At 39.9% G+C, this 17,173-nt stretch carries 14 protein-coding genes and 1 pseudogene; 4 read left to right on the forward strand and 11 right to left on the reverse strand.

Annotated features, from left to right (window positions below):
• Positions 1-18: 18 nt before the first annotated feature.
• From A3CY_RS0109935 to purN, 4 genes are all read right to left on the reverse strand, one after another.
• Complete coding sequence (locus A3CY_RS0109935) at positions 19-993, reverse strand: FecR family protein (RefSeq protein ID WP_169503612.1); 975 nt, start codon at positions 991-993, stop codon at positions 19-21.
• A gap of 262 nt (positions 994-1,255) precedes the next feature.
• Complete coding sequence (locus A3CY_RS0109940; RefSeq protein WP_018337763.1) at positions 1,256-1,801, reverse strand: RNA polymerase sigma-70 factor; 546 nt, start codon at positions 1,799-1,801, stop codon at positions 1,256-1,258.
• 56 nt (positions 1,802-1,857) lie between these two features.
• The gene (locus A3CY_RS0109945; protein WP_026207515.1) at positions 1,858-5,079 is read right to left on the reverse strand and encodes a S41 family peptidase; all 3,222 of its coding nucleotides are present in this window, start codon (positions 5,077-5,079) and stop codon (positions 1,858-1,860) included.
• Between the two features lie 116 nt (positions 5,080-5,195).
• On the reverse strand, positions 5,196-5,765 hold the full coding sequence (gene purN / locus A3CY_RS0109950; RefSeq protein ID WP_018337765.1) for a phosphoribosylglycinamide formyltransferase: 570 nt from the start codon (positions 5,763-5,765) through the stop codon (positions 5,196-5,198).
• Between the two features lie 171 nt (positions 5,766-5,936).
• Here purN and A3CY_RS0109955 point away from each other — a divergent pair, with 171 nt between their 5' ends.
• The 3 genes from A3CY_RS0109955 to rnc are packed head-to-tail and all read left to right on the forward strand — an operon-like array spanning position 5,937 to position 8,198.
• Positions 5,937-6,173 carry an acyl carrier protein gene (locus A3CY_RS0109955; RefSeq protein WP_018337766.1) on the forward strand — a complete coding sequence of 79 codons (237 nt, stop codon included), beginning with the start codon at positions 5,937-5,939 and terminating at the stop codon, positions 6,171-6,173.
• A gap of 15 nt (positions 6,174-6,188) precedes the next feature.
• Positions 6,189-7,433 carry a beta-ketoacyl-ACP synthase II gene (gene fabF / locus A3CY_RS0109960; protein ID WP_026207516.1) on the forward strand — a complete coding sequence of 415 codons (1,245 nt, stop codon included), beginning with the start codon at positions 6,189-6,191 and terminating at the stop codon, positions 7,431-7,433.
• A 24-nt stretch (positions 7,434-7,457) separates the two neighbouring features.
• Positions 7,458-8,198 carry a ribonuclease III gene (rnc, locus tag A3CY_RS0109965; protein ID WP_026207517.1) on the forward strand — a complete coding sequence of 247 codons (741 nt, stop codon included), beginning with the start codon at positions 7,458-7,460 and terminating at the stop codon, positions 8,196-8,198.
• Here rnc and efp read toward each other — a convergent pair whose 3' ends face one another.
• From efp to A3CY_RS23300, 5 genes and pseudogenes are all read right to left on the reverse strand, one after another.
• Entirely contained in the window at positions 8,199-8,768 is a 570-nt protein-coding gene (gene efp, locus A3CY_RS0109970; protein WP_018337769.1) for an elongation factor P, read from the reverse strand.
• Between the two features lie 107 nt (positions 8,769-8,875).
• Positions 8,876-9,760, reverse strand: coding sequence for a class I SAM-dependent methyltransferase (locus tag A3CY_RS0109975; RefSeq protein ID WP_018337770.1), 885 nt, complete (start codon positions 9,758-9,760; stop codon positions 8,876-8,878).
• A gap of 13 nt (positions 9,761-9,773) precedes the next feature.
• Entirely contained in the window at positions 9,774-10,460 is a 687-nt protein-coding gene (tsaB, locus tag A3CY_RS0109980; protein ID WP_018337771.1) for a tRNA (adenosine(37)-N6)-threonylcarbamoyltransferase complex dimerization subunit type 1 TsaB, read from the reverse strand.
• 23 nt (positions 10,461-10,483) lie between these two features.
• On the reverse strand, positions 10,484-11,059 hold the full coding sequence (locus A3CY_RS0109985) for an L-threonylcarbamoyladenylate synthase (RefSeq protein WP_018337772.1): 576 nt from the start codon (positions 11,057-11,059) through the stop codon (positions 10,484-10,486).
• Positions 11,060-11,391: 332 nt separating this feature from the next.
• Positions 11,392-11,697 (reverse strand): annotated as a pseudogene (locus A3CY_RS23300) (transposase); the annotation flags it as partial.
• A gap of 183 nt (positions 11,698-11,880) precedes the next feature.
• Between A3CY_RS23300 and A3CY_RS22040 the strand changes: the two are divergent.
• Positions 11,881-13,695, forward strand: coding sequence for a recombinase family protein (locus tag A3CY_RS22040; protein ID WP_169503614.1), 1,815 nt, complete (start codon positions 11,881-11,883; stop codon positions 13,693-13,695).
• A 17-nt stretch (positions 13,696-13,712) separates the two neighbouring features.
• Here the strand turns inward: A3CY_RS22040 and A3CY_RS0109995 are convergent, their stop codons facing one another.
• Both A3CY_RS0109995 and A3CY_RS22045 read right to left on the reverse strand, forming a co-directional pair.
• On the reverse strand, positions 13,713-14,300 hold the full coding sequence (locus A3CY_RS0109995; RefSeq protein ID WP_026207519.1) for a tyrosine-type recombinase/integrase: 588 nt from the start codon (positions 14,298-14,300) through the stop codon (positions 13,713-13,715).
• A 593-nt stretch (positions 14,301-14,893) separates the two neighbouring features.
• Positions 14,894-17,167: a BACON domain-containing protein gene (locus tag A3CY_RS22045; protein ID WP_018337775.1), complete on the reverse strand. Its 2,274-nt coding sequence runs from the start codon at positions 17,165-17,167 to the stop codon at positions 14,894-14,896.
• Positions 17,168-17,173: the final 6 nt, after the last annotated feature.

The raw sequence follows: 17,173 nt of genomic DNA on the forward strand, positions 1-17,173 counted from the left end.
GTAGGAGTTCTTCTCTCTTCATTGTTTTTCTATCACTATTTTCTTTCCTCTAATGCTCCATTTTATTTCATCTATTATAGCCACTTTATCCATGACTTCTTTCAAAGTCTTACTCCGTTCGATATAGATATAAACTCTCAGTGCTTTCAAATCTTCCGCTTCAAATTCCACCTCCATGTCAAACCAACGGGAAAATTCTTGCATCACACATTCCAATGTGGCATTTTTGAATATAAACATATCATTTTTCCATGCCATAACAGACTTCAGATCAGCCTCTCGCACACCCAATTGTTCCTTACTAACCAGTAATTCTGCTTGTTGATTGGGCATCAAAATTACTTTCCGGGAAGAGGTTTTGACTTCGACCTTGCCACTTAATAACGTGGCAATTGTCCTATCATCGCTTGCGAAAGACTTCAAATTAAAAGATGTTCCCAGCACCGTAACATCCATACCTTTCACTTCCACGACAAACGGTTTCGCATCATCTCTTTTAACCTCGAAATAAGCCTCTCCTTCCAAGCTCACCCGCCGTTCTCCTTTCACGAAATTCACTGGATAAGTCAATCGGGTTCCGGCATTCAACCATACCCGCGTTCCATCGGATAATATAACCTGAAATATCCCTCCATTCGGAACTTCCAATACATTATATTGCTCTTTTTTCGCGACAGAGTCTGTCCGATACATTAATACTTTATTCATTTGCTCGATTCTACCCGACAAACTATCCTCAATGATAACTCCGTCACTGTCTGACAAAACGAACTTTTCACCCGAAGCCAAGTGCAAAATTGCTTTCTGTGTTCCCGCAACTATTGAAGTGTTATCTTGCAATACATTCTTCTCTCCCGGCATAAAATACAAATTCCATCCAATTGTCAACAATACCAATATTGATGCCGCATAACCAATCCATTTCCACGCAACACGACGACGAATAGGAGTGATTTGACATTCTACTTCATTCCACTCCTGTTCTATATTCATTTCCTTGCATTTTATATTCCTTTGATAGAAAGAATAATTCCTCAATATGTTATCATATATCCGTTGATTACGAGCAGATTCTCCCATCCAACCAAGTAATTCATTTTTCTCGGTCTCATTTATAATACCAAGTTTATCTTTATAAATTAAATCCGCTACATGAATATATTTTCTAGTCATTGTTCTATCTGTTTATATCGATAGAACGACTAACAAGATAAAACGGGTAGTAAAAACTTGAAAAAAAAATTAGGACATTGCTCTAAAGCAAGAATATTAGGTAGAATTGGTCTTTCAATTTTTCTCGCAACAATTTGTAAGCATTCTTTTTGTGAAATTTTACCGTGTTCAAAGAAATTTTTAATTCGTTTGCTATTTCTTGGTTATCTAATCCATCTAAGATTAACAAACACACTTTTCGGCAATTTTCCGGCAAAGAATCAATGGCAGCAGAAATTAACCTGCGAGTTTCTTCCTCAATCACTGATTCCATATAATACGATTCTGCCGCTTCATCCTGCAATATTTCACTAGCGTAACGTTGCTCCACTTTACGATGCTTTAACACATCCAACGCCTTGTGCCGCACACAAGAATATAAATAAACCCGAACAGAAAGTTCATCAGAAAATTCCAAATGCTTTTCCCAAAGGGCAAGAAAAGCATCTTGAACTATTGATTTACTTTCCTCCTCTTCCTCCAAATAACGATCAACAAAAAAAACTAGAGAATGAAAATATTGATGAAACACCTGTTTAAAATCAAGACAAGAGCCATCACTCAACATGATTTTATAATCCTTACCCATCTTTACTTTTGATTCTATTTTCGTTCCTGCGATTTAAATCAAACGCTATACATACCCTACTTTTTCTTCCCGGACTTATCCGGGAAGGCGGGGATAGCCGGGATTTCTTTCCTCTCGGTTTTCAGCTTTTCGAGAATGATTTGAATTGCACGGTTCAATTGCTCGTCATCACCCATATATTCAAGGTGGGGATCGTTCTCCACGTCCACGTCGGGAGATACACCTCGACCTTCGATGATAAATTCGCTGCCGTCAGCGGCATACGGGGCGTACGAGGGGGTGACAATGGAACCGCCGTCCACGACACGGATGGAACCACTGTAACCGACAACACCTCCCCACGTGCGGCGTCCCACGATAGTTCCCAATTTGTTATACTTGAAACGATAGGGGAACAAGTCACCGTCCGAGGCGGAATACTCGTTCACGAGCAATACTTTCGGACCGAGGAAGGTGCCCACGGGATTTACTGATCCCTGAGTTTGGTTGGTATGCATGGTATAGAATGTCGGGGTACGCATCAGTCGCTCGGCAATCATCGGGGAAACGTTGCCACCCCCGTTGCCGCGGTCGTCGATAATCAACGCCTTTTTATTCAACTGCGGGTAATAGTGTTTCACGAACTCGTTCAACCCGTCGACACCCATGTCCGGGATATGGATATAGCCGACCTCACCGTTGGTTGCCTCGTTCACTTTACGGATGTTGGTTTGTACCCAATTATAATAGTATAACTTCGATTCGTCGGCAAGCGGGGTAACCAATACTTCCCGGGCATCTTTCTCGACGGGGGCAGAGTTCACCCTCAAAGAAACGGTCTTGCCTGCCATATCGATCAACTCGGAGAACATATTGTCCACGTCTTTCAATGATTTCCCGTTAATAGCCAGAATATAATCACCTTCCTTCACTTCCACGCCCGGCATCGTGAGCGGCGAACGGGTTTCCTCATCCCAGTTTGCCCCTTCGATAATCTTGGTCACCTGGAAATAGCCGGATTTGTCCTTTTTGAATTTAGCTCCCAGGAGTCCCATCTTGATTCTCTCCGGGGCGGGAACACGACCGTTGATGGAATAAGCATGCCCCACGTTCAACTCGGCGATCATTTCACCGATAATATAAGTCAAGTCCGTGCGGTGGTTCACGTGAGGAACCAATACTTTATATTTTTCATACACGTGATCCCAATCCACGCCGTGCATATTCTTGGCATAAAAGAAATCCCGCATTTGCCGCCAGCTTTCGTTGTATATCTGCATCCATTCCTGGTGGTAGTCGATCACTTTTTTCACGTCTTTTGTCGGCACGGGAGTTCCCACGCTGGCAGAAAAAACGGGTAAATCCATGACTTGAAAGGACGAACCGGAGAAGGCAATCGCCTTTTTGTAACCCGGGGAGAACTCGACGTACCCGCCCAAGTCGGATTCCCGCCTGCTGTCCATATCGAAATACATGGTGCGACCGCCCCGGTTGTAATATACCCGATGACCCAACATATGCACGTCGTTGTAATGATTGGAGGCAAGCACGGGTAATTCTATCAACCGGTTGTTGAGATTCGAGAAATCGTACACCAATGCCTCGGGCTCGGTCTTTTTATCTTTGGATTTTGCTTTCGTTTCCGTTTCCACGGGAACAACATCATTCTTCGGCGCGAAAAGTACCGGGGCGTCTTTTGCCAAAGGCAACACGTACACTTTATTCATGTCGTTGTACACGTGGTTCCATTCCGTGCGGCTGTAGGTGGGCGAAAAGGCACGTGCCGACACGAACACGAGATATTTGCCATCGTCACTGAAGTTAGGCGACGCAGAGCCGAACCAGCCATCCGTAATCTGATGCTTTTCACCGCTTTCCGTGTTGTACACGATAATATTATCCATCGCGGCTTCCGGACGAACGTAAGTGATGTACTTGCTGTCCGGCGACCAGTTGTAAGAAGTCATGGAACGGATGCCCGATTGTTCCACGATTTTCCGGCTGCCGCATTCCACATCGGAGATATTTAAGGTATTCCCTTTCTCGCTCCACACGATTTTCCGGGAGTCGGGCGACCATTTGTAATTGAAGATATAGCTTTTCAATCCTTTTATCAGTTTCCGTTCCTTTCCGGTTACGGCATCCCGAAGGTAAATATTGAATTCGCCATCTTTGTCGGACACGTAGCTAATGTATTTCCCGTCAGGCGACCAGCCTGCCTGCATATCGTTGGCATCCGACGAGTTCGTCAAGTTGTAGGTAATACCCGTCTTAGCCGGCAATGAAAAAATATCGCCATGCGCGGCAACTACCACACGTTCTCCTCCGGGAGAAGTCGCCACGGTGGTGATCTGACCGCTGACATCCGTCAACTTCGGACGGGAATATACCTGGTCATTATCAATACGGATGGTGATCTTGTTGTCCTTCCCGGTCTGCAAATCATGGGCATAGATATATCCGCCCTGTTCGTAAACAATCCGCTTATCCCCGATAGCCGGGAATTTTATATCATATTCCTTGTAAAAAGTCAATTGTTTGTCCTCTTTCGTGTTCACGTCATAAGCGTAAAGGTTCATCACGTCGCCCCGGTCGGAGATATAATATATAGTATTTCCGTCGGACGACCACATGGGGATAATGTCCTGACGCACGTTATCGGTAATCCGTTCCGATTTCTTCGTGGCAAAGTCAAATACCCGTATATCATCCGCCATTCCGCCCTGGTAACGCTTCCATGCCCGGAATTCCCGCATAATATAGTTATACGCCAACTTTTTTCCGTCGGGAGAATAGGAGGCAAAACCGCCATTTTTCAAGGGCAGTTCTTCTGACATACCTCCCTCCACGGGAACCGTGAACAATTGTCCCGTGAAATCATTGAAAGTATATCTCCGGGAACGATAGAGAACGTGTTTACTGTCCGGCGTCCAGCCGATGACGATATTATTCGGTCCCATCCGGTCACCCAAGTCATCCCGACCTAACGTGGCAGTGTAGGTCAATCGACGAGGTTCACCCCCTTCCACGGGAATCACGAATACTTCAGTATTACCGTCATATTGCCCCGTGAAAGCGATATATTTCCCGTCCGGCGAGATCCGGGGAAACATCTCGTATCCCACGTGGGACGTCAACCGACGTGCCGTGCCTCCTTCGGTGGACACGATATACAGATCGCCCGCGTATGAAAATACCAACTTGTCCCCCACGCTATGCGGGAACCTTAACAATCTCGCTTCCTGAGCTTGCAACAAGAAACTGAACAACAATAATCCTAGTAATACAGTAAACCTCATAATAATAATTGAAAATTGAGAATTGAAAATTGAGAATGAAATCACCGGACTATTATCGGGAAACTCCACCAATCTTCAATCTAAAATCATTAAATCTGAAATCAAGGAAAAAATCATCAGATTTTTTCAAGAACTTCTTTTATCACCCGCGGGAAATGCTCGTATTCGAGAGCGTGTACTTTCTCCGCTAAAGTATCGGGTGTATCCCCCGGGATGATCGGGCATTTTGCCTGAAAGATCGTTGCCCCCTCGTCATAATGACCATTCACGTAATGGATCGTGATGCCACTTTCCTTTTCCCCTGCCGCAATAACCGCCTCGTGCACGTGCATCCCGTACATTCCTTTTCCCCCGTAAGAAGGCAAGAGCGCAGGATGAATATTGACAATATGGTTCGGGTAAGCCTCAAGAATCGCATCCGGCACCTTCCACATGAAACCCGCCAAAACAATAAAATCGATCTCTAAACGTTTCAACTCATTCAGCACCAGATCAGAATGATAAAATTCATCCCGATTAAACACAAAAGAAGGAACCCCCAATCGTTTTGCCCGTTCTAATACATATGCGTTTGGCTTGTTACAAAACACGATTTTCACGACATTTTCGGTGTCGTTTTGGAAAAAATTAATGATATTTTCGGCGTTAGAACCTGATCCAGAGGCAAATATTGCAACTTTTTTCATCTTGTAATCTGTTAAAAATCAATCGCATAAAGATAGTAAAGAGTTTATTCATGCCAAAAAATTTTCTAGGAAAAATAAATTCTCTAACTTTGCGCCCGAACTTAGAGAGTTATGACGTCTGTTATAGACGTTAGTGTGAATTTAAAAAATGTCTAATTAAAATTTAAAGTTATGTCTGACATTCAAAACAGAGTTAAAGCTATCATCGTTGATAAATTAGGAGTTGACGAATCAGAAGTTACACCGGGTGCAACTTTTACAAATGATTTAGGCGCTGACTCTTTGGATACAGTAGAATTGATCATGGAATTGGAAAAGGAATTCAACATCACTATTCCGGACGATCAAGCTGAGAAAATCGCTACCGTAGGTGATGCGATTGCATACGTTGAAGCTAACGCTCAATAATTTAATATTTAATTTATGAACCTCAAACGAGTAGTAATAACTGGTCTTGGTACTATCAATCCCTTGGGGCATAATGTGCCCGAATTTTGGGAAAATCTGAAAGCTGGCGTCAGTGGCGCCGGTCCTATTACTCGTTTTGATGCATCTAAATTTCGCACGCAATTCGCTTGTGAAGTTAAAAACTACGAGCCCACGGAATACTTCGATAGGAAGGATGTCCGTAAAATGGATCTTTACAGCCAATTCGCTCTGATTTGTTCCAGAGAGGCTGTGAAAGATGCCGGACTCGATTTCTCGCAAGAGAACAGAAAGAGAATCGGAGTAATCTGGGGAGCAGGTATCGGGGGATTGGATACATTCTACGAAGAATGTAAAACATTTGCATTGGGAGATGGCACACCCAGATTCAACCCATTCTTTATCCCCAAGATGATTGCCAACATGGGCGGAGCCATGATCGCTATAGAGGAAGGTCTGAAAGGTCCGAACTATACGACGGTTTCAGCTTGCGCTTCATCCGCACACTCGTTAGTAGATGCATTAAATCTGATCCGGTTAGGAAAAGCAGACGTGATTATTGCCGGTGGATCGGAAGCAGCCATTACCCCTCCGGGAGTAGGCGGTTTCAATTCCATGAAGGCTTTATCAACCCGCAATGACGACCCGAAAACGGCTTCCCGTCCTTTCGATGCGGATCGTGACGGTTTCGTGATTGGAGAAGGCGGTGCTTGCCTGATCGTGGAAGAGTACGAACATGCAGTTAAAAGAGGTGCTCACATCTATGCCGAACTCGCTGGTGGCGCTTCAAACTGCGACGCTTATCACATGACGGCTCCCGATCCAAACGGAGAAGGCGCTGCTGACGTGATGTTACTCGCCGTGGAAGATGCCGGACTGAACACGAAGGACGTTGATTATATCAATGTACACGGTACGTCAACCGGGCTAGGAGATGTAGCAGAACCTAAGGCCATTCAAAAAGCATTTGGTGAACACGCTTACGAGCTGAACATCAGTTCCACCAAATCAATGACAGGACATTTATTAGGTGCCGCCGGTGCCTTGGAAGCGATCGCTTGTGTTCTGGCTGTGAAAAACAACATTGTACCCCCTACCATTAATTTCAGTAACCTTGATCCAGAACTGGATCCCAAGCTGAATTTCACATTCAACAAGGCTCAAGAGAAAGAAATCAATGTAGCCATTAGTAATACTTTCGGTTTCGGAGGTCACAATGCTTGTGTAGTATTCAAAAAATAATCACTAACTAAAAAACTTTGGAAAGTGATTAGTAAAATAATTCAATCCATAAAACTTTATCTTCATCGGAAAGAAAAGTTTTATGGATTGTCTATTACGGAATGGGGTTTCGTACCCGGCAATAAAGGCTTGTATACCCTAGCATTATTGCATAAATCGGCATCAAGATACACGAAAAGCGGAACCGTCCTGAATTACGAGCGATTGGAATTCTTGGGGGATGCGGTTCTAGGAGCTATTGTTGCCGAAATTTTATACAAATTCTTCCCCAATAAAGACGAGGGGTTCATGACCCGCTTGCGTTCCAAGATCGTGAGCCGGGAATCATTGAACGCTATCGCTATTAAAATGGGCTTGAGCGAGGAAGTGATCGCCAAGTCGGATATTTCCAAAAACAAACACATTTACGGGGACGTGTTCGAGGCTTTCACGGGAGCGATTTACCTGGACCAAGGATACGACAAGACGAAAGCATTTATCGAGAATTATATTTTCCCTCACTATGTCAACTTGGAAGATCTTGTTTATGTAGACAAGAATTACAAGAGCCGCCTTATCGAATGGGCCCAAAAACAAAAAGCTGACCTTAAAATCGACACGCTGGAGGGAAATGCCCGCCGCTCAAAATTCATTTGCACGATTACCATTGGTGAAGAAATCATGGCTCGCGGCTTAGGAGCATCCAAAAAAGAAGCGGAGCAAAACTCCGCTGAAAAGGTCATCCAAAAACTCCAAGCCGAAGCGAATGGAGAAATTGAAATCTAATTATTCTTTCACTCGTTCCACGTAAGAACCGTCTTCAGTCTTGATACGGATTTTCTCCCCGGTATTAATAAACAAAGGAACCATTACTCTTGCCCCGGTTTCAACTTCAGCTGCTTTCAACGCGGTAGAAGAAGCGGTATCACCTTTTAATCCCGGCTCGGTGTAGGTTACTTCCAAAACAACCGTCGGCAATAATTCTACATACAAAGGAGTTTCCGTGTCGGCATGTACAACCATTTCAACAGCATCACCTTCTTTCAGGAATTGCGGGGCATTGATCAAATCTTTAGAGATTGGAATTTGCTCATAAGATTCCGTGTGCATCATGATATAATCCTCTCCTTCCATGTACAAGAATTGATACGGGCGTCTTTCAATACGCACAACATCAATCTTCACTCCGGAAGTAAACGTATTCTCGATTGTCCGACCGGTTTTGATGTTCTGTAACTTAGTTCGCACGAAAGCAGGACCTTTACCGGGTTTCACGTGTTGAAACTGTACAATTCTGTATAGATCGTCTTTGAAAACGATACATAATCCATTTCTAAAATCAGCGGTAGTTGCCATCTATTTTATAATTTTTAGATTTAATATTTTCATTGAGGATGCAAAGATAAGAAAATCAGCACAACTCTGAAAATTTTAAATTTACAATTTCTGTCATACACCTTCTTTTATTTACGCCATAACCTATAATACACACCCAACGGCAACGATTTTCCGAAGGAATCGGTAAAATAAAGCTCGCCGAATTGTTCGCCGCTACACTCCCCAACCAATTGGCGAACGACGCTCCGGGCCAATAATGCAGACAAACCCATGGAATATAGATTCAACACTAAAAAGCTGTTCGTGGGTTCCAATAACTGCCCACAGAGGGTGATTAGTTCATTGATATTTTCTTCCAGTACCCATTTCTCGCCATTGGCACCGCGTCCATAAGCAGGAGGGTCAAGGATAATCCCGTTATATTTCTTCCCTCGCCGTACTTCCCGTTGCACGAACTTCAAGGCATCCTCCACGATCCAGCGGACACCGTCCAAGCCGGAGGCTTCCATATTCTCCCGAGCCCAAGTCACGACAGGCTTAACCGAATCGACATGAGTGACATCCGCCCCGGCACTCTTTGCAGCCAAGGTGGCACCTCCCGTGTAAGCGAACAAATTCAACACCTTCGCCTCCGTCCCTATGCGTTTCACCTGGTCATATATAAAATCCCAATTCTCTGCCTGTTCCGGAAATACCCCCACGTGCTTGAAAGAAGTCAACCCCAACCGCATCCGGATACCCATATCCCCGTACCGGTAATTCACGAACCATTGTTGTGCCATCTTGGGCTTACAAACCCATTCGCCCCGGTCTTCGCTCCGCTTATCCTTTCTAAAATAAGCATCCGCCCGTTGTTGCCACTCGTCGTCAGAAAGCGATTTATTCCATATTGCCTGTGGTTCCGGTCGTGCAATCACGTAACGTCCGAAACGTTCCAGCTTCTCGAAAGCGCCACTATCAATTAACTCGTAATCCGTCCAATGCGACGGGGTCAGTAATTCTATTTCCATCAAACAAATTATTTTACAAAACTTTCCGTTTCGGCACGGTAGCCACGAAATCTTTCAAGTAAAAAGGCTCGAAATAAGCCACATTTTCAAAATCCGCCGCCTTGAATTTCTTCTCGGCAAGCATTATCATATTTGTGGCAGAAGTCGCCACACCCGAAATAAATTCGGCATTCGGGTGGCGAATAATATCTTTTACCTTATCGCTCCCATTCCCGAAGAAGAACATTTTGTGTCCTTCCAGCAAATCGGCAAACGCCCCCTCCTCGATCACCTCGGCATGGATATCCCACACGACAAGCCCTTCCCGATCGAAAACTGCCATGTACACTTCCATGCGACGGGCGTCAATCATGGAGCAATACAATCCCTCTTCGCCCCGTCTTCGAGCAACGGCATTCGCCAAAGCCTCCAAAGTACTCACGGCAATCAACGGTTTGCCCGCTCCGAAACAAATTCCCTTTGCCAGAGAAACCCCGATGCGCAATCCCGTGTACGACCCCGGTCCCATGCTCACGGCTACCGCATCCAGATCATTTGCCGTCAAGCCGTTCTCTTTCAGCAAATCATCCGCATACACGCCCAATAAAGTAGAATGATTGAATCCCTCGTCGTTTTCTTTCAACGCAATCACGTTACCCTCCCGGGCTATTGCCACGGAACAAACATCCGTCGATGTATCGATATTTAAAATTAAAGCCATAAAACAATTGAAAATTGAAATAACTACTTCCTAATGATTTGAATCTCGCCTCCGGCACCCAGCTTGATAATACTCGAGGGGGCGGGATTAGCGGTTTCATTCCTGCGGAAATCCACGACGTAATCGACAGCCGATTTCACGGTATCGCTGATCTCGGCAAAACACTTCGGGGAAGGTTCCCCGCTGATGTTGGCAGAAGTCGACACGATAGGTTTACGGAAACGGTAAAGCAACGCTTTCGTGAAAACCTCCGAGGTAATCCGGATACCGATTGTCCCGTCCGCCGCAATCAGATTCTTCGCCATATTCTTCGCCCCCGGGTAAATAATCGTCATCGGTTTATCGTTTACTTCCAGCAAATCGTAAGCGACATCGGGCACCTCCACGTAAGAAGCCAGTTTCCCAACATCATCCAGCAGCACGAGCATCGCTTTCGAGTCCTCCCGGCGCTTCAACTCGTACACTTTTCTCACCGCCTCCTCGTTCGTGGCATCACACCCGATGCCCCATATCGTGTCCGTCGGATAAAGAATTACCCCACCATTTCTTAAAATTTCGCAAGCCTCGCGAACTTCTTCTTTCAATTTCTCATCATTCATGAAACCTGATTCTAGTATAGATGGAACGAAAGTACGAAGTTTATGGCAGAATCACAAATACAGGAAGAAAATAGAGGTTTCACGCAAAAATAATAGTGATAACCTGTAAAAATCCATACTGAAAATAGTATTACTTCCGTGTGAATTCCGTATAAATTCCGTCATGAACGCTATAGAAACCCTATAAGAACCCTATATAAATAGCGTTCTTATAGTATAGCTATAACTTATAAATAATACTTTTACCGGAATTAATACGGAATTCACACAGGTGTAATACTTAATTTATGTAGTACTTCTATACATATCTGGTAGTTACACATTAGAAAATCAAATCCAAAGAACCATTCCATCGAGCATTTCCCCCTCTCGGAAAGCCACTGAAATGTCTTATGAATCAATACTCATTGGTTACGGCACACACGCAAGGGAGTGAAATCTGCAAAGCAGATACCCGTGCAGGTTCCTAAAAGCACCTCTTTGATGAAGATTGCCCATGGGAGTAACATCCGGTTGGATTTGTTACGATGCTTATGGGATGTATCCTTAAGCATATACTTTTCTTATAGGATTGCAAATTCCTCGCAAAAATCGTCAGCCATACAATAAATTTCTGTAATTTTAGCCTTCAAGAACATCGTGGTAATAAAAAAGTCATACTTTGTTTTGCAATCTAGACAATATGAATAAATTATTGAAATATACTGCCAAACAGGAAATGTTTTAAATTGAAACCCTACAGAAATCCTATTGCAATAGAAATTACTATTTTGTATGTTTAGTGATTTTATTTATTTTTGCTTGTAAATAAAACAATGGTTATGAAAAAAGGAGCATTATTATTAAGGGTTTCTACTGAACAGCAGGAATTTGAAAGTCAAAAAAATGAACTAATTCCTATTGCAGAGGGATTGGGATACAAAATATCAGATGATTTAATCTTTGGGCAATTTATTACAGGTAAGGATGATTATAGAGGACGAGAAAGAGAATCAATCACAGCACTAAAAGAAGCTTGTAGAAGTGGTAAAGTAGATGCTATTTTTATATGGGAAGTAAGCCGCTTAAGCCGAAGCAGTATTGCTGGGCGAATGTTCATCAATGAATTTAATGAAATGAAGATCCCAATATATTTTAAAGATCGAAATATTTGGACATTAGACCCAGAAACTTTAGAAGAAGATAACACTACGAAAATGATAATAGGTTTGTTTTTTGATTTTGCTGAGGCAGAATTAAAAACAATGAGAAATAGAATGATGAGAGGTAAAAGAAGAAATGCTTCAGATGGGTTGGCAACGGGAGGTTATCTAAATTATGGATACGAGAAAGAGCTTGAAACAGGTAAGATACAAATTTGTGAAGAAGAAGCTATTTTTGTAAAGGACTTGTTTCAAAAGTATTCAACAGGACAATATAGTTTAGGAGATCTTGTTAGATATGCAAATAGTACTCCTAATTTACCTAGATATAAAAAAAATAGTAAAAGAGGGGAGTTCACAACCAACACAGGACGTTTAAAATCAATCTCAACAGTCCATTGGAATAAAGCTGTTATCAGAGGTATGCTTAAAAATTTGATATATATAGGAAAAAGTCATTTCCAAGACATTACTAAAAGTGTTCCTGCTATTGTGGATAAGAATCTATTCGATCAAGTTCAAGAAAGGCTTGCCAAAAATCCAAAGACAAAAGAGAAAAGTAGAAAACATACACATTTATTGCAAAAATTAATGATTTGTGGATTTTGTAACAATATGTTTTACGGGCATTACAGTTATAAAGGTAATCATTACATCTGTTCTAGTTTTAATACTACACATTTAAATTGTGGAAATTCATCGTTAGGATACGAAAAAGTGGAATCTATTATATGGGACTTTGTAAAAAAACATACTTACATTTTCAACAAAATCGAGGAAAAAGAGAAAGAAGAGTTTAAAAAGGAGTTAATGACACAAAAGGAAGAGTTAATTAAGGACAGAAATAGGACAGAACAAGAAATAAATAAACAAGCTAAAGCTATTGATAATTTACTTGATATGGTTGCAAATGGTGTCTTTACCATGCAAGACATCCAACGTAAGAAGAAAAGTATAGATCAAGATATTGAAAAATATAACAATGATCTTGCAAAGATAGAATCAAGTCTCACTCTGATAGAGATAAAACTCAATAAAATAGATAACCAACTTTTAACAGAAGATGATATTTTAGAACTAGAACAAAGTAGACAAAAAATGAAAGATATTATCAATTTGGCTATTGAAAATATAAAAGTGTATAGAATTAATCGTAGTAATGTAGTTTTACAAATCGCATTAGTAAATAAAGTGGTAAATATTCTCTATATGTATAGAGCAAGGAAACATTTTCGTTATTATTATATTGATGATGACGTTGCAACCTTTCTACCTCATAATGAAATTCCAGAATTTGTTAAACATAAGATAGTAGATGTTTGTTTTGAAGTAACTTCTAACAATAATTCTGTATTTGGAGAAGAGATATTTGGAAATTACAGTTATTCTCAAATGTGCGAAATATTAGAGCGTTATAATCAATATGAAGATTACAAACCTTTTGAAAAGATGATTGTTTACACTAAAAAGGATAAATCTATCCCCTCATTTTAGGGGAATAGATTTATAAGCTAGAAAGATAAAGATTCATAAGTTTGTGCTACTTCTTCTTGTCTTAAACCAATATATCTTTTAGTAATGGCTAAAGATGAATGATTAAACATATCCATGAGCATAACTAATGCCTTTTCTGCGTTCTCTGGATTCTGGTTATAAACCTGTCTTCCAAAAGTTTTCCGTAAAGTATGACAAGAGAAGTTTTTTATATTTAGTTTGTACTTAATTTTGATCTGTTTTAGAATCCGATTTAGTTGTTGTGTTGAATAAATTGTCCCTTTTTGGCTTAGAAAAATAGGAGCATTTAGGCATATCGGTTTTATGTTATTATAGCAATCAGCTATAAATTTTTTTAATTGTGAAGAAATTGGAATGCTTCTTTTTTTTGCCGTTTTATGCTCTGTAATTATGATTTCATCTTTATCTAAAATCAACAACCAAGTGAGTTGTTTTATATCGTACACTCGTAATCCCCAGAAAGATCCAAGTGTGATAAATAAAGCGATTTTGTGATTATTGTCTTGTATTAGTTTTCTTACAAGATTAAGCATATCATCCCAATCTAAACAGTCTGCTGTGGTGTTAGTATATTTTAAACTCATAATGTTCAAATTTATAAGATACAACATATAAGTGAATGTTTTCTAGATCCCCCAAATAGTCTAGTTTTGTAAGTATTTGATAATGAGAGAAACGTTCACTAATAGACAAAGTGAACATTTTTAATGAAGTATGATAATTGGAAACTATATCCATGCTAGTTTTTTGTAATGGAGCTAGAATTATAAATTTTGAAAATCTAGTGAGGCATGGATTTTTCTCTCTAGTGTAAAGAGAAGTTTCTAATGAAATTCATAAGATAACAAGTAAAAATGATGCTTTACAAATTATCTTATCCTCAACACTTCGAAGATATTTATATTCTATATAATAACAGATCGAAGTGTAGGTAGTCGAAATTTAGCTAGTGTTGTTCATAAGTCTTCATTTTATAAATTATCTAATATCTTTTTGTTGTGTGTGGTTGAATTTGAACTTTATATAAAGTGATATATCATTATTTGAAGTGTAGGTGATAGAGATTTAGTAGGTGGTGGTGATAGTTCTTTGTTTTTTTTGAATGATTTTGTTGATTATGGAGTAGGAGAGTAGTTTTATAAGAAAAGGTGCGCATTTTGACGCACCTTCTTGATGTTTAAAAATAAGAATTAATTCTCCAACCTTTTTCTTCTGCAATGGAAGTGTCCCATTTATCGTCAATCCAAAGGGTTGAAATAGATTTTCCATTATCATATTTGCCCATAGGTAGACTATTTAAAAGGTTATTGACAGATTCTTGTGTGAATGGATTATCGGTACAATATAGCTCAACTATTTTTGTATTTGTACTTAAATCTAATGAACTTAGTTGATTTTCTCCACAATCCAAATATATTAATTCAGAGCTTTTACTTAAATCTAGTGTCGTGATTTTATTTCCGCAACACTCTAAGAATGTTAATACTATATTTTTACTTAGGTCTAATGATGTGATATTATTAGCCATGCATTGTAAACTTTCTAGTGCTATATTTTTGCTTAAATCTAACGAACTCAATTCGTTATATTCACACTCTAAAAATCTTAGTGCAGTATTTTTACTTAAATCCAATGTCTTAAGATTTTGGTATAAAATGCCTAAAATAACTAGGTTAGGGGCTTTTGTAACGTCAATTTCTTCAATCATGTTTTTACACTTCTCATCACTCCAGATAGATGTTATTCCAGTCCCTTTGATAATAACTTGATATATGCCTTCTAATTTATATTGATGTGTTGTTGAATTTGTGGTTTGTCCATCGCCCCACTTAACTTCCCAATCTTGTGGAATCTTATGGTATGCTCCATATTTTTCTTCTTTATCATCATTAAAATATTCAGGACTACTAAAAGGAGAGAATATGTCATTACGGTTTACTTTGATAGTAAGTATTATTTCATCCATTGTTGGAATCATCGGATTTTGTATAATTTTCACCGTATCAGATAAATCACTGCCCTTGTCTTTTATAATAATTTCTGCTTTGCGCTCATTATAAGTAGTATTAGGCAATATATTATAATTTAGAGTGTTTGTTATCAAAGCCCTAGATAAATCAATTTTTTCTATCCATTTTTCAGCATCGGTAGAAAGCAAAATATCATATTCAATGTTACTCTTTATTTCAATAGATATTTGTTGCCCTTCTGCTGGAATATCGTATTTTTTTTGTGTTAATATAATTATGTTGTTTTGTTTCTGGGTAATTCGTATAGTATCTGATAAATTACTATTCTTGTCTTTTACAACAATTTCTGTAGCCCTTTGTTCATATGATGTGTTCTCGGATATGCTTAGATTGATAATATTCGTTATTAATGCTCTGGATTGAATTTGTTTGATCCATTCTTTTGCATTGTCAGGAATGATAATGTCGTATTTAATGTTACTCTTGACTTCAATTTTAATATTTTGCCCTTCAGAGAGAATTTCATATTTTTTTTGTGTTAATATAATAGCGTTGACTTGTGTCTGGTTGATGTTAAGTGTGTCTGCAAGTTCACTATTTTTATCTTTGATAATCACTTTTGCAGAACGGTTGTCATAAGTCGGATTTGCTGCAATGTTGAATATAAGATTATCCACCCTTGAACTTCTGCTTGTGATTCGATTAACCCAATCTTTCACATCCTCCGGAATGATCACTTCATAATCGACATTACTCCTTAATTCAACATTTATATTCTCTCCCTCCGAAGAAACATTGTACGTGTCTTGTGTAAGAATCAATTCATCTTTTTGTGCTTGGTAAACATGAATTGTATCAGCTAAAGAGCTACTATTGTCTTTAATCACGATAATCCCCTCTCTTTTGTTGGTGGTTGGATTTGCTGAAATTTCAAAATTAAGATTCTTTGTTTCTAACCCTCTCCCAAGTTGTTTTGTCTCTACTTGCTTGATCCATTCGTTGTGTTCCTCTGGGATAATGGTGGAATAGCTAATGTTACTTTTAACTTCAACCGTAATGTTATCTCCTTCTGTTGGAATGTCATATTTTTCCTTGGTTAGAATAATCGCATCTTTTTTCTTCTGGGTGACGGTCATTACTTTTGTTGTCTCTCCTGCTTTAATGGTTAGATTGAAGTTTCTATCATCGTATTCGTCACTGGGATCAGCAATAGCTGTTATTGTAGAGTTTCCATTACCTTGGGTCGGATTAATTTTACACCATGTACTTGGGTTTGTAATAATCCAATCAAAATTGGAGGTGATAGAAAATGTTTTTTCTTCTCCTTCCGATTTAAATGTTAATTCACTTGGAGAGATTGTTAATGTTGTTTGTACCCCTCCATTCCCATTTGGATTGTTGGGATCATCAGTTCCACTATCTTTGCCACAATTTGCTAAAAGTGTCGATAATAATATAAATATAAATATTAATTTTCTCATAATTAT

It is taken from the genome of Butyricimonas synergistica DSM 23225 (assembly GCF_000379665.1).
GTDB lineage: Bacteria > Bacteroidota > Bacteroidia > Bacteroidales > Marinifilaceae > Butyricimonas > Butyricimonas synergistica.